The following is an 11,999-nucleotide window of genomic DNA, read 5'->3' as shown; positions in this document are numbered from 1 at the left end:
TTGCTTATTTGCTCGGGCACCCCTCGAAATGCCGCGTGAGGAGTGCCTTCCACGCCGCCTCGCCCGCAGGCTCCTCGCCGATCAGCCGCAGACGGAAATCCTTGTAATTGTCGTGATTCGGCCGGCCCCATAGGACATCGACCAGGTGCCCGCGCCTGGCATCGATCCAAAGCGGCCCGCCGCCGAAATTGCCGAACGCAGGCCCGCTGACTTCGAAGCGCAGGGTCTCGCGGCCCAGATGGGTCTCGGCGCGCACGAACCGGGCTTCTGCCCGGCCCATCCATTCGATGAAGCGGTCTCCCTGCGGCCAGACCACCGCCAGATGGAATGTCGCGGCGCTGCGGCTGCCCTTGCGTGCCTCGAACGCGGCAGAGAGCGTCGCCAGGTCATAATCGTAGAGATGCCAGGGCCATCCCTCGATCCTCGTCGAAAAGCTGCGTGTCTGCCCGTCCATCTCCAGATTCGCCGTGATCGAATCGCCCGTATCGGTCAGCATGCCGAACGCTTCCTTGCCCGCATTCGGCACCAGCTTGGCCGCCTCCAGCGACGTGGCGGCGCCCTTCTTCGGATCGATCGTCGCGGTGACGAAGGCGGCGCGGGTGCAGCGCTCAACCATCTTGTAGACCTCAATCCGATCGGGCGCGGTGCGGTGGAAATAGATCTGTTCGGGCTCGCTGCCGTCTCGATTGGTCCGCTCGAAATGGAGCGTCTGGCCGATCGGATCGGCGAGCATCAGTACAATGTGTATTATCATTGCAATACACTAACGGGTGGCGGAAGCGAAGGCAATCCGCCGCCGGCATGTCCGATAGTCAAATTGCGGTCTGCACCCTTTCCCAACCCATCACTTCCGGCATCGGCGCGCCGGATTCGAAAGCCATGAACGCTGCTAGCGCTTCGTCCAAGGTGAACACGTCTCGCGAAGCCGTGCTTCGGCGATGCACCGCACGTTCGAGCCCCTGGCCTTCTGCGCGCTGCTCGATCGTATAGCCTCCTTCATGAGCGCCCGACTGGATGAAGCATAAAGGTGATGCTTCGAGGCCGACGCTATCGTGGCTCTCGATATCGACCAGCGCCTGATAGAGCGCGTCGGCCGTCGCAAAACCATCGGCCGACTCGCCACCCAAATTCAGGATCAGCCTGCGGGAAAATGGCTTCAGGATCGGCTTTTTAGGCGCGCGGGCGGGCGGCGCGAGCGTGTTTTGCAGGAAGCGCACCAACGGCTCCGCTTGGCGGCGATCCTTATGGGCGAACCAAAAGATCAACGGGCCGCCGACGATAGACACAATGCCGCCGACTATAAGTGAGCGAAGCGGTGCCGTGCCTTCGGAAATCATCATATAGAAGACGAAGCCCATTAAGGGAAACAGCAGCGCGCACATTGCGATGCCATTGAGATCGGAACCTGCCCGGCCCCTTATGCGCGTGCCGGAGCCGGTGTCAGAAATCAGCCCGAACAGCATGGGGCCAGACTTATCGAATGCGCTGAGCCACAAGCAGATGAACGGCCCGACGATCCAGCCGCGCGCGCCTCTTTTCACATCGAACCAGCCTTTGCTCTTGGCCCGGATCGCTGCCTTTGCACGCGCCGGCTGCATCGGCGATTTGACATCGAAGCGATAGCCAAATGGCTGAAATGGCATGAGGACTCTCCCGCTGAGCGGCGCATTTGCCGTCAATGCCGTTCCCGGCACAACCCGCTCATTCCATCGCTTCTTCACCCGCATCGAGCCGGGCCAGCCGACGCGGTCGATTTCGATGGTATTGTAGGATTTCGTCTGCTCCAGTTTCGCCGATGACGATCGCAGCTGTCCTTAATCTGGCCCCCTCATGTAAGCCGGGATCCACCCCCGAAGTTTATAAACTTCCTAAACATATGAACGGGAATCCGGCGGGCCTTTTCGCAGTCCCTGGACATAGCTGTGGACGGCAACCTTCCCACCCGTGGCGCCTGCCGACTCCCGCTGCTATCGGGTTCTCCAAATGACCCTCGACACCGAAATCACCGATCCGTCCGGCCCCACCGATGTCCCCTTCGATAGCGCGCTTTCGGAGCGGTATCTCGTCTATGCGATGTCGACCATAACGGCGCGCTCGCTGCCGGACGTCCGCGATGGACTGAAGCCGGTGCACCGCCGCTTGCTCTGGGCGATGCGGCTGCTGCGGCTCGATCCGGCGAGCGGGTACAAGAAGTGCGCGCGCGTCGTCGGTGACGTGATCGGCAAATATCACCCGCATGGCGATCAGTCGGTCTATGACGCGATGGTCCGGCTCGCCCAGACCTTCGCCCTGCGCTATCCGCTGGTCGACGGCCAAGGCAATTTCGGCAATATCGATGGCGATAACGCCGCGGCCTATCGCTACACCGAAGCCCGCCTGACTCAGGTCGCGATCGACCTGATGGAAGGGCTCGACGAAAACGCCACCGACTTCCGCGCGACCTATAATGGCGAGGACGAAGAGCCCGAGCTGTTTCCGGGTCTGTTCCCCAATCTCCTTGCTAACGGCGCTGCCGGAATCGCAGTGGGCATGGCGACCAGCATTCCGCCGCACAATGCCGCCGAGTTGCTCAATGCTGCCGTCGCCTTGATCGACAATGCGCAGGCCAATGTCCTCGAATATGTCAGCGGCCCAGATTTCCCGACCGGCGGCGTCGTCGTCGACAGCCCGGCGGCGATCGCGGAGGCCTATAACACCGGCCGGGGCTCTTTCCGTGTGCGCGCGCGAATCGAGAAGGTGACCGAAAAGGGCGGCGGCTGGCACCTGATCGTCTCGGAAATCCCCTACGGCGTACAGAAGGGCAAGTTGATCGAGGGCATTGCCGATCTGATCAACGAGAAGAAGCTGCCGATCCTGGGCGACGTCCGCGACGAAAGCGCCGAAGATATTCGCATCGTGCTCGAGCCGCGCAGCCGCACGGTTAGCGCCGAGGATTTGATCCACAGCCTTTATCGCCTGTCCGATCTCGAAGTCCGCGTCCCGCTCAACCTCAATGTGCTCGATGCGCTGCACACGCCGCGGGTGATGAGCCTGCACGAGGCGCTGACTCAGTGGCTGGCGCACCAGTTCATCGTGCTCCAGCGCAAATCACAGCACCGGCTGGACAAGATCGCCGATCGGCTTGAGCTGGTCGCAGGCTATATCATTGCCTTCCTCAATCTCGATCGCGTGATCGAGATCATCCGTTCCGAAGACGAGCCCAAGCCGGTGATGATCGCCGAGTTCCAGCTCACCGATCGCCAGGCCGAGGCGATCCTCAACATGCGGCTGCGCTCGTTGCGCAAGCTCGAGGAAATGGAGCTGAAGCGCGAGCAGAACACGCTGGAGAAGGAAAAGGCCGAGCTGGAATTGCTGCTTTCCTCCGATGCCCGCCAGCGCACGCGGATGAAGCGCGATCTTGGCAAGATGCTGGTGCGGTACGGGCTCGAAACGCCGCTGGGCGCCCGCCGCACGACGATCGAGGAAGCCGCGCCGGCTCGCGAAATCCCGCTCGAGGCAATGATCGAGCGCGAGCCGATCACGGTGATCCTGTCGCTGCGCGGGTGGATTCGGGCGATGAAGGGGCATGTCGAGACCGGCAGTGGCGATGCGCTCAAGTTCAAGGAAGGCGACGGCCCGTTCCTCGCTTTCCATGCCCACACCACCGACAAATTGCTTCTCGCGGCGGACAATGGCCGTTTCTACACATTGGCGGCGGACAAGCTGCCCGGCGGGCGCGGGTTCGGCGAGCCGGTGCGGCTGATGATCGATCTGGAGGGCGACCGCCAGATCATCGCGCTGCGGCGTGCTGCGGCGTCGCCCAGGCTGCTGGTCGCAGCCAGCGACGGGCGCGGCTTCGTGGTGAAGGCCGAGGACGTGACGGCCGAGACGCGCAAGGGCAAGCAGGTAGTCACGCCGCGCGTCGGCGCATTGCTCAAGATCGTCCGCGCGATCGCAAGCGAGGACGATGCCGTTGCGGTGATCGGCGACAACCGAAAGATGCTGGTCTTCCCGCTGACCGAAGTCGCCGAGCTAGCGCGCGGCCAGGGCGTCCAGCTCCAACGTTACCGCGATGGAGGGCTTGCCGACGTCATCACCTTCAAGATGGCCGATGGGCTGAGCTGGGCGATGGGCGGCGAGAGCGGGCGCACGCGCACCGAGGCGGATCTGTCGCCCTGGCGTGCCGCACGCGGCGCCGCGGGGCGCATGCCGCCCACCGGTTTCCCCCGCGACAACCGGTTCTGATCAATTGTAAGAAAAGCAAAAGCTTCAGAGGGCTTTAACCAATCCAGGTTAGCCCCGGTTGGTGATGGCACTAGGTCGATCCAAGCCACTGCCGAACCCTTTTGTCGCGCGCACCCCGCCGGTCGAGAATGCGCGCGCCCAGGGGCCCAGCGATGCGGGTATGATCCTGGATTTGCTGCCAATCCCCGCGGCGATCGTGACTTTCGATGGCTCCAATTTCCATTTCGCCGCCGTCAACAAGCCTTTCCGCATGGCCGGCCTCGGCACCATCGCCGCCGAATCGCCGGTCGTCCGCCTGCTCGGATCGCGCATCCGCCGCTTCCTGGATTCGGACGAGACCCATCAAGAACTCGCCTGGCAGTTCGGCAGCGAAGTCGACAGCCGGCATTTCCGCGTGATGCTTGCCCGCCGGACGATCCACCGCGGCGCCCCCAAATGCATGATTTCGCTGGTCGATCAGACCTCCGAGCTGCGCACCGAGCAGAGCCTGCGCCGCGAGATGGCGACCGACAGCTTGACCGGCCTGCCCAATCGCACCGGCTTTTCGGACGAGCTCGAAGACGCAGTCCGCCCCGAGAATTGCCAGGACCATGCGGTAATGGTCATCGACCTGGCCCGCTTCGGTCGAGTCAACGCCTGCATGGGTGGCCTCGCCGGGGATGAATTGCTGATCTCGGTCGCGCGCCGGATCAAGGGCGCGTTGCGCGGGCGCGATGTGCTCGCCCGTCTGGGTGGCGACGAATTCGGAGTGCTGCTCACGCTCGATGACGGGCCGGACGATGCTCTGCATGTGGCCAAGCGGGTCGAAGTGGCACTGACCAATCCTTTCAGGCTTTCGGACTTTGAGATCCGCGTCGAATGCTCGATCGGCATTGCACTGGGCTGCGACAATGACGGTGATCCCGAGGATCTGATCCGCAACGCCCAGTTTGCGGTAAAGCGATCTAAGAAAACCGGGCGTGCCGAAGTCTATCAGACGCACGCTTTCGATATCGCGCGCGAGCAGTTCAGCATCGAGACCGAGCTGCGCCGGGCGATCGAGAACGGTCAGATGAACTTATACTATCAGCCGATCTGCGACTTGAATTCGGGCAAGATCACGTCGTTCGAGGCGCTGGCGCGTTGGACCAACGAAGATGGCGTGTGCCTCTCCCCCAACGATTTCATTCCGGTGGCGGAGGAATCGGGGCTTATCGTCCCGCTCGGCCGCTGGGCGATGGACGAAGCTGCGCGAACGATCGCGGCGTGGGATCGGGGCGGGGGGGGCAATTGCGGCGTGCGGGTCGCAGTCAATTTGTCGGCGATCCAGCTCCACCGCGATACTATTCCCGAAATGGTCAAGCGCGCGCTCGATGCGCATGGCGTGGCCGGCAACCGGCTGACGCTTGAGCTGACCGAGAGCGCGATCGTGGCGGATCCCGATCGCATCGCCCGCGTGATGAATGCCCTCAAGGATATGGGCGCAACGCTGGCGATGGACGATTTCGGCACCGGTTATTCGAACTTAGCCTATCTCCAGAAGCTGCCGATCGACTTGCTCAAGATCGATCGTAGCTTCGTCTCGGGTATGCTCGCCGACCGCGACAAGATCGCCATCGTTCGCGCCGTGCTTTCGCTGGCCCACGCGCTTGGGATGCAAACCACCGCCGAAGGCATCGAGACCAACGAACTGGCCCAGACGCTGGCGGCACTCGGCTGCACCTATGGCCAGGGCTTCCTCTATTCGCGCGCGCTTCCCCGCGATGAAGCCTATTCGCTGCTGGTCGAGCGCAATGCGGCGCCGACGAATTCGTCGGCGATCTGATTGACGCGCTCCTCGCCGGGGAAATTCTCGGCGATCCAGCGGTCTTCCACCTGGCGCAGCAGCTTGGCGACTTGCGGACCCGCCTTGATCCCGCGCGCGACGATCGCGCCGCCGGTTAGGGGCAAGCGCGGTACGTCCCACTCGCGCAGATGCCGCGTCGCCATCACCGCGTCGAAGGGATCGAAAACCAGCAGCGCGCGGTCGACCGCCGCCTGGACACCGACGCGATAGGCATCTTCATAGGGCGACCCGAGGCGGTCGGTCAGCGCCAGCGCGATGCGCTTCTTTTCGGCATTGGAGAGCTTGAGCCGTTTCGCCACCGATTCGCCGATTGCCGGATCGCGAGGCAGCGTGGCAGCCAGCCGGCGAATGCCATCGCTTTGCGTCTCCGCACCGGCCTCGCGGCGCGCCAGCTCGGCGAGCCGTTCCGCGGAGACGATCTCAGGCAGCACCGGTTCCAGAATCCCACGGTCGATCATCAACTCGACAACGCAGACTGCATCCTTGGCGACGAGTAGCTTGAGTAGTTCGTCGCGGATGCGCTCGCGGCTGAGCGCCATCAGGTCTTTCGCGCGTGCGGTGCAGGCATGCAACGCCTCGGCATCGGGCTCGTTGCCGAAGCGCGCGAGGAAGCGAAAGTAGCGCAAGATGCGGAGATGATCCTCCGCGATGCGCTGATAGGGATCGCCGATGAAGCGGACCAGCCCGGCATCGAGATCGGCAAGGCCGCCGAAATAATCGGTGATCTCGCGCGTACTCGGATCGGCATAGAGCGCGTTCATCGTGAAATCGCGGCGGGCCGCGTCCTCGCGCCAATCGTCGGTAAAGGCAACGGTTGCATGGCGGCCATCGGTGGAGACGTCGCGGCGCAGCGTGGTGACTTCCACCGGGCCGCTCTCGATCACTGCAGTAACCGTGCCGTGCGCAATGCCGGTGGGAATAGCGGTGATCCCGGCTTCCTTGAGATATTCGACGACCCTCTCGGGCGCGAGCGAGGTCGCGAGGTCCACATCGGAAACCGCAATGCCCAGCAGCGTATCGCGCACGCAGCCGCCGACATAGCGCACGTCGCCGAGCACGCGAATAAGGCCTCCCAGCCCGGCGCGGTGCTGCCACTCGGCGTCGGGGAGAGTCACGCGGTCCATTGCAGTCGCCGCGAAAGATTGACGATCATCGCCGCGGTCGCCCCCCAGATGCGGCGTTCGCCCCACATTATCTCGTAATAGCGGCGCTCGCGGCCCTGATACTCGATCGTCTGGTTACGATGGTTGGCCTGGTCGAGCAGGAAGGCGAGGGGCACTTCGAACACGCTGGCGACTTCCGCCTCTGCGGGCACCAGCATGAGATCGGGGGGCACAACGCCGACCACCGGCGTGACGTCATAGCCCGTGACCGTGCGGTAACGCTCGGCAGTGCCGACCACTTCGACTGCAGCGGGAGGCAAGGCGATCTCTTCCTCGGCTTCGCGAAGCGCTGCCCCGATCGGGCCATCATCCTCAGGATCGATCCGACCGCCGGGAAAGGCGACTTGCCCGGCATGGCTGCGCAGCGTCTCGGTGCGCTGGGTCAGGATAACGCCGGGTTCGGCGCGATCGGTTACTGCGACCAGCACCGCCGCCGGATGACCGGCAATCTCTGGATCGAATTCGAAATGGTCCCCCGCGAGCAGGATCGCATCGTGTGGCGAATCGAGCGCGGCGCGCAGCCGCTCGGCGAGCGTCACGCCTGTGGCTCCAGCGCGAAGAATGCGCCGTCGCTCCACACGCCGGCCGGGCTGCTGCCATTGGCGAGGGCGATCTGGGCCAGCTCGTAATAGACCGGCCGCGCAACCAGCGCCTCGAGCCCACCGCGAACATGCAGATAGGGGCGGGGGCCTTCGGCAGTGTCTTCGAAGCGGAGCGCGCGTTCGGGGCCGGCGGTGACCAGATCCCCAGTGTTCAGACGGAAGGCCAGCTTCATCGACTCGCCGGCGCCTTCGGCCTTCATCTCCACCGCCTGGAACGGCGCGTCCTCCACCGCGATGTCGAGCTTCTCGACCGGGGTCACCAGCACGAATCGACCGTCAGGCTCCCGGCGCAGGATAGTGGAGAACAGCCGCACCATCGCGGGCCGCCCGATAGGCGAGCCCTGGTGGAACCAGGTGCCATCGCGGGCGATGCGCATGTCGCTGTTCCCGCAATGGGTGGGGTTCCAGCTTTCGACGGGGGGCAGGCGATTCTCTTCGACCAGTCGCGCGATCTCTTGGAGCGACAAGCTTGCGAAATCGGGAAGAGGAGCGGTGGGCATGGCGGACTCGTTAGGCGAGCACGCCCGCCCCCTCAAGCCGTCTGGCTGATTCGCGGGCCGAGCATTCCTGCACAATCGGGGACCTTGGCGCCGCGCGCGAGCAAACGACGTGGCTCGAACGGGCCGGGAAGCCGCCAACTGCCCGTCATGTCGGCAGTGAAACCGAAGAAGCGCTCGTAATATTCGGGATCGCCAACCAGCATCAGCGCCTCACAGCCGGGGCCGCGGCAATCGGGCACCGCCTCCAGCATCCGCTCCATCAGCGCGCGGCCGATCCCCTCCTGCTGGCGCTCCGGCTCGACCGCGACAGGGCCGACCATCACCAGCGGCACGCTGCCGCCCTCGTCGCAGGCCAGCGCGACCGGCCAGCACTGGATCGTTCCGGCCAGCCCGCCATCCTGGCCGATCGCGGCGAAGCTCAGTTCGGGGATCGGCACGGTGCCGGTGCGGATGCGATAGGCGGTGCGCAGGTGCCGATCGGTGCCGAAGGCGCGGTCGAGCAATGCCTCGACGGCTTCGGGATCGACCTGATCGAGCGGCAGCAACGCAATCACTTCATGCATATCCCTGGCAGGCGGGGCGCAGGCCCCCGGGGGCGCGGCGTTTAGACTGCTCGCGGCGCGACGCAAGTTGCAATGTCGGCAGCGGGCTTCCGCACCCGGCGGCTTCTGCTAAGGCCCCGCGCAACATTCCCGCGAAAGGCTCGTCTTGTCCGATCTCCTCCAGCTCCAGGTGCACGATCTCGAAGTCGATGTGCTCACCGGCATTTATTCGGAGGAGACGCATCTGCCGCAGCCGCTGCGAATTTCGATGACGGTCGATCTCGATCTGCCGGAGCGGTTCGCGCCCGATACGCCCCTTAGCGCGTCCAAGAGCTATATCGATCTCAAGGAAGCGGCGACTGCGCTGCCCGAAGGCGTGCACTTCAAGCTGATCGAGGCAGTCGCCGACTATATCTGCGAGACGCTGTTCGTTTCCGACAGGCGCGTGCGCCGCGTCGAGATCCGGATCGTGAAGCTGGCGATCGCCGAGCGCGGCGAGTCGATCGGTGTCACCCTGGTGCGCAACCGGCGCTAAGCTCAGACGCACGGCCCCAGCGCGCGGAGGACCATCGCATAATCCTCCGCAGCGATACGCGCATTCTCAGGATCGTCCGATTCCAAATTCTCCGGCGTCAGCTGCCGCGGGAGGCCGCAGGCGAGGCGGAACCAGAGCAATGTGTTCGGGGCCGGCGGGCCCGCCGAGTCATCGACAATGTCCCCTAATGAGACACTCCAGCGCGGCGCCGCGCCGGGGCGGCGGACGATCTGAAGCGAGACCGGCGCGTTGCTTTCGGTGGTCAGGAAAATCTGGGTTTCGCCTTCGCCCGGCAGCGAACCGGGCACGTGAAATGCGTTTCCAACTCCGGTGATGGCAGGCGGCGCATCGGCCGCGACTGCCTCACGCGTTATGCTGCGCACCAACGCGTCGGTCGCCGGCAGATAACCGCGCTGGCCTTCGATCCCGGTGAGCTGGATCTGGTCCGGCCGCCCGGCGACCGGGCGGGCGAACAGAAGCATGCGCTGCTTCTTGAGCTTGGGGCCCTTGCCACGCGAATCGAGCGCTACGTCAGCCACATAAGAGACTCGCGCCGGCATCGCGCCGTTGCCACGAATCAAGGCAAGCACGTCCGCGACTATATAATAGCGCGCATAGCCGGCAGCGACGCCGATGGCCTGATCGGGCTGCAGTCGGGTAGCCTCGCGGACCCGCGCATCGACGATCAAAGGCGCCCGCACGATCTGGCCGGCAAGTGCCGCATAACTGGGCGCGGCGGGGGCGGTTGCGGCCTGATTCTGCGGGGTTGCGGCGGAAAGTGCCGAAGCTCCCGAAATCACAAGCGCGCAATAAACAGCAACATTCTGGATACGGATCATTCGTTCAGCGTTACCGGATCGCGCCCCCGTTATACACAAATAATTCAAAGGGCTCGCCGGTGCGTGCAGAATGTCTGACAAAGGGTTTGCGTCCCCCCGGTCCCCGCGATAGAGACTCGGGCTCTGCCGAAAGGACGCAACAGCGCGGCAGGCGGACTTGCGCGCGGGGCTCCCTGCCGCACAGGGTCGCAGTCAAGGATATAGGAGTGACGTTGCCGAATGGCTTACGCTGACCGGAATACAGGTGGCAGCCGCATCGTCGCGATCGTACTGGTCGCGTTGATCGTCGCCGGCATAGGATATGCCTTCGTCACCGGACTCGCTTACCAATTCGTAAAGAAGCAGGCTGAAAAGCTCGACGTCTTCGACGTGAACGATCCGCCGCCGCCGGAAGAGGTTCCCCCTCCGCCGCCGCCGCCAGATTCGCCGGTTCCGCCGCCGCCTACGCTGGTGGTGACCCCGCCCGCGATCGTGTCCGTGCCGCAGCCGTCGCCGCCGATGATGACGACGCCGGTGCCGCAGCCCGCGCCGCCGATCTCGCCTCCCGCACCTCCCGCGCCTCCGGCTCCCCCGGCTCCGCCTGCCATCAGCAAGGCGGCCGCTGCCAAGGGCAACCCGGCTTCGTGGGTGACCAACGACGATTATCCGGCTTCTTCGCTTCGTGCGGAAGAGCAGGGCACCGTTGGCATCACGTTCAATATCAACGCGGCGGGCCGCGTCGAGAATTGCTCGGTGTCGGGACCGTCGGGACATGCGGCGCTGGACAAGGCGACTTGCGCTCTCGTCACGCGGCGCGGTCGGTATTCGCCGGCGCTCGACGCTGCGGGCAACGCGGTCCCCGGTGGCCGAAAGACCCTGCGTTTCACCTGGCGAATTCAAGAATAGCAGTAATGGCGCCTAGCGGCGCGGCCTGAAATTAAACAATTTTGACAAGGGAAAGACCGAAATGCTCACCACCATTCTTGCCGCTGCGGCGCCCCACGCGGAAAACCCGTACGGCCTCCAGGCAGCGCTGCGCGAAGGCGGCATCATCGCGCAGACCGTGTTCGGCATCATGGTTATCATGCTGTTCTTCTCGCTCTACATCCTCTTCACGAAGCTGTTCGAGCAGCAGAAGATCATGGGCCAGGCCCGTCGCGTTCGCGCCGGCTTCTGGAACGCGGCTTCGCTGCGCGAAGGCGCCGCTAAGCTCGAGAAGAACTCGGCCTATCGCCAGCTCGTCGAAGACGGCCTGGCAGCGCAGGAGCAGCACAGCCGCCTCACCGATCCGGTCGAAGCACATGACTGGCTGCACAATTCGCTCGCACGTTCGGAAGCCGACATCATCTCGCAGCTGAAGAAGGGCCTGTCCTTCCTCGCGACCGTCGGCTCGACTGCGCCGTTCATCGGTCTGTTCGGTACGGTTATCGGCATCATCCGCGCACTGGTGAAGATCGGTTCGTCGGGCCAGGCATCGATCGACGCCGTCGCCGGGCCGGTCGGCGAAGCACTGATCATGACCGCCGTCGGCCTCGCCGTCGCCGTTCCTGCCGTGCTTGCCTTCAACTGGCTCCAGGCTCGTAACAAGAAGATCTCCGAGGATCTGAGCGCGTTCTCGAACGACATCCTCGGCTATCTGGCTTCGAACGGTGCGGTTCGCCCCGTCACTGCCAAGGCACCTGCCGCCAAGGCACCTGCCGCGGCGACGACTGCAGCCCGCTAAACTAGGGAATGGGGCCGCGCTCCGGCGTGGCCCCGATCCTTGCCGCCAGGGCAATCGGCCCGCGGCC

General features: G+C 64.4%; 13 protein-coding genes. 6 read left to right on the top strand and 7 right to left on the bottom strand.

The annotated features are described in order from the left end of the window. Positions 1-4: 4 nt before the first annotated feature. Together ACZZZM_RS13080 and ACZZZM_RS13075 are read right to left on the bottom strand one after the other, a co-directional pair. Entirely contained in the window at positions 5-754 is a 750-nt protein-coding gene (locus ACZZZM_RS13080; protein ID WP_463595524.1) for a hypothetical protein, read from the bottom strand. 58 nt (positions 755-812) lie between these two features. After that, the gene (locus tag ACZZZM_RS13075; protein WP_463595523.1) at positions 813-1,643 is read right to left on the bottom strand and encodes a hypothetical protein; all 831 of its coding nucleotides are present in this window, start codon (positions 1,641-1,643) and stop codon (positions 813-815) included. Here ACZZZM_RS13075 and ACZZZM_RS13070 point away from each other — a divergent pair. The 3 genes from ACZZZM_RS13070 (at position 1,642) to ACZZZM_RS13060 (ending at position 6,028) form a co-directional block, all read left to right on the top strand. Beyond that, entirely contained in the window at positions 1,642-1,770 is a 129-nt protein-coding gene (locus ACZZZM_RS13070; protein ID WP_463595522.1) for a hypothetical protein, read from the top strand. The genes ACZZZM_RS13075 and ACZZZM_RS13070 overlap by 2 nt on opposite strands. Before the next feature lie 213 nt (positions 1,771-1,983). Next, on the top strand, positions 1,984-4,224 hold the full coding sequence (gene parC / locus ACZZZM_RS13065) for a DNA topoisomerase IV subunit A (protein WP_463595521.1): 2,241 nt from the start codon (positions 1,984-1,986) through the stop codon (positions 4,222-4,224). Between the two features lie 160 nt (positions 4,225-4,384). Continuing rightward, a complete protein-coding gene (locus tag ACZZZM_RS13060; protein ID WP_463596444.1) occupies positions 4,385-6,028 on the top strand; it encodes a putative bifunctional diguanylate cyclase/phosphodiesterase in 1,644 nt (547 codons plus the stop codon). Here ACZZZM_RS13060 and ACZZZM_RS13055 read toward each other — a convergent pair. The 4 genes from ACZZZM_RS13055 to ACZZZM_RS13040 are packed head-to-tail and all read right to left on the bottom strand — an operon-like array spanning position 5,974 to position 8,868. Then, positions 5,974-7,173 carry a CCA tRNA nucleotidyltransferase gene (locus ACZZZM_RS13055; RefSeq protein WP_463595520.1) on the bottom strand — a complete coding sequence of 400 codons (1,200 nt, stop codon included), beginning with the start codon at positions 7,171-7,173 and terminating at the stop codon, positions 5,974-5,976. The two genes, ACZZZM_RS13060 and ACZZZM_RS13055, sit on opposite strands and share 55 nt — an antisense overlap. Beyond that, positions 7,161-7,751, bottom strand: coding sequence for a CoA pyrophosphatase (locus ACZZZM_RS13050; protein WP_463595519.1), 591 nt, complete (start codon positions 7,749-7,751; stop codon positions 7,161-7,163). The genes ACZZZM_RS13055 and ACZZZM_RS13050 overlap by 13 nt, the downstream gene beginning before the upstream one ends. Continuing rightward, positions 7,748-8,314 carry a DUF1285 domain-containing protein gene (locus ACZZZM_RS13045; protein WP_463595518.1) on the bottom strand — a complete coding sequence of 189 codons (567 nt, stop codon included), beginning with the start codon at positions 8,312-8,314 and terminating at the stop codon, positions 7,748-7,750. The genes ACZZZM_RS13050 and ACZZZM_RS13045 overlap by 4 nt, the downstream gene beginning before the upstream one ends. A 32-nt stretch (positions 8,315-8,346) precedes the next feature. Next, positions 8,347-8,868, bottom strand: coding sequence for a GNAT family N-acetyltransferase (locus ACZZZM_RS13040; protein ID WP_463596443.1), 522 nt, complete (start codon positions 8,866-8,868; stop codon positions 8,347-8,349). 154 nt (positions 8,869-9,022) lie between these two features. Between ACZZZM_RS13040 and ACZZZM_RS13035 the strand changes: the two genes are divergently transcribed. Beyond that, positions 9,023-9,391 (top strand): dihydroneopterin aldolase, encoded by a 369-nt coding sequence (locus ACZZZM_RS13035; RefSeq protein WP_463595517.1) that lies wholly within the window; start codon positions 9,023-9,025, stop codon positions 9,389-9,391. A 2-nt stretch (positions 9,392-9,393) separates the two neighbouring features. On the opposite strand, the gene ACZZZM_RS13030 is transcribed toward ACZZZM_RS13035, so the two are convergent. Beyond that, positions 9,394-10,230 (bottom strand): hypothetical protein, encoded by an 837-nt coding sequence (locus tag ACZZZM_RS13030; protein ID WP_463595516.1) that lies wholly within the window; start codon positions 10,228-10,230, stop codon positions 9,394-9,396. A gap of 219 nt (positions 10,231-10,449) precedes the next feature. Between ACZZZM_RS13030 and ACZZZM_RS13025 the strand changes: the two genes are divergently transcribed. Then, positions 10,450-11,115 carry an energy transducer TonB gene (locus ACZZZM_RS13025; protein ID WP_463595515.1) on the top strand — a complete coding sequence of 222 codons (666 nt, stop codon included), beginning with the start codon at positions 10,450-10,452 and terminating at the stop codon, positions 11,113-11,115. Between the two features lie 61 nt (positions 11,116-11,176). Continuing rightward, entirely contained in the window at positions 11,177-11,932 is a 756-nt protein-coding gene (locus ACZZZM_RS13020; RefSeq protein ID WP_463595514.1) for a MotA/TolQ/ExbB proton channel family protein, read from the top strand. Positions 11,933-11,999 lie beyond the last annotated feature (67 nt).

This window comes from Sphingomonas sp. AC522 (assembly GCF_979258125.1).
The sequence above is the reverse complement of the archived record's forward strand: the minus strand, read 5'-3'. Positions and strand labels throughout refer to the sequence as shown.

Excerpts from the sequence above, each read along its gene's own strand:
- ACZZZM_RS13080 (WP_463595524.1), bottom strand. The coding sequence starts at position 754 with ATGATAATACACATTGTACTGATGCTCGCCGATCCGATCGGCCAGACG.
- ACZZZM_RS13070 (WP_463595522.1), top strand. The coding sequence starts at position 1,642 with ATGAGGACTCTCCCGCTGAGCGGCGCATTTGCCGTCAATGCCGTTCCC.
- ACZZZM_RS13075 (WP_463595523.1), bottom strand. The coding sequence starts at position 1,643 with ATGCCATTTCAGCCATTTGGCTATCGCTTCGATGTCAAATCGCCGATG.
- parC (WP_463595521.1), top strand. The coding sequence starts at position 1,984 with ATGACCCTCGACACCGAAATCACCGATCCGTCCGGCCCCACCGATGTC.
- ACZZZM_RS13060 (WP_463596444.1), top strand. The coding sequence starts at position 4,385 with ATGATCCTGGATTTGCTGCCAATCCCCGCGGCGATCGTGACTTTCGAT.
- ACZZZM_RS13055 (WP_463595520.1), bottom strand. The coding sequence starts at position 7,173 with ATGGACCGCGTGACTCTCCCCGACGCCGAGTGGCAGCACCGCGCCGGG.
- ACZZZM_RS13045 (WP_463595518.1), bottom strand. The coding sequence starts at position 8,314 with ATGCCCACCGCTCCTCTTCCCGATTTCGCAAGCTTGTCGCTCCAAGAG.
- ACZZZM_RS13030 (WP_463595516.1), bottom strand. The coding sequence starts at position 10,230 with ATGATCCGTATCCAGAATGTTGCTGTTTATTGCGCGCTTGTGATTTCG.
- ACZZZM_RS13025 (WP_463595515.1), top strand. The coding sequence starts at position 10,450 with ATGGCTTACGCTGACCGGAATACAGGTGGCAGCCGCATCGTCGCGATC.
- ACZZZM_RS13020 (WP_463595514.1), top strand. The coding sequence starts at position 11,177 with ATGCTCACCACCATTCTTGCCGCTGCGGCGCCCCACGCGGAAAACCCG.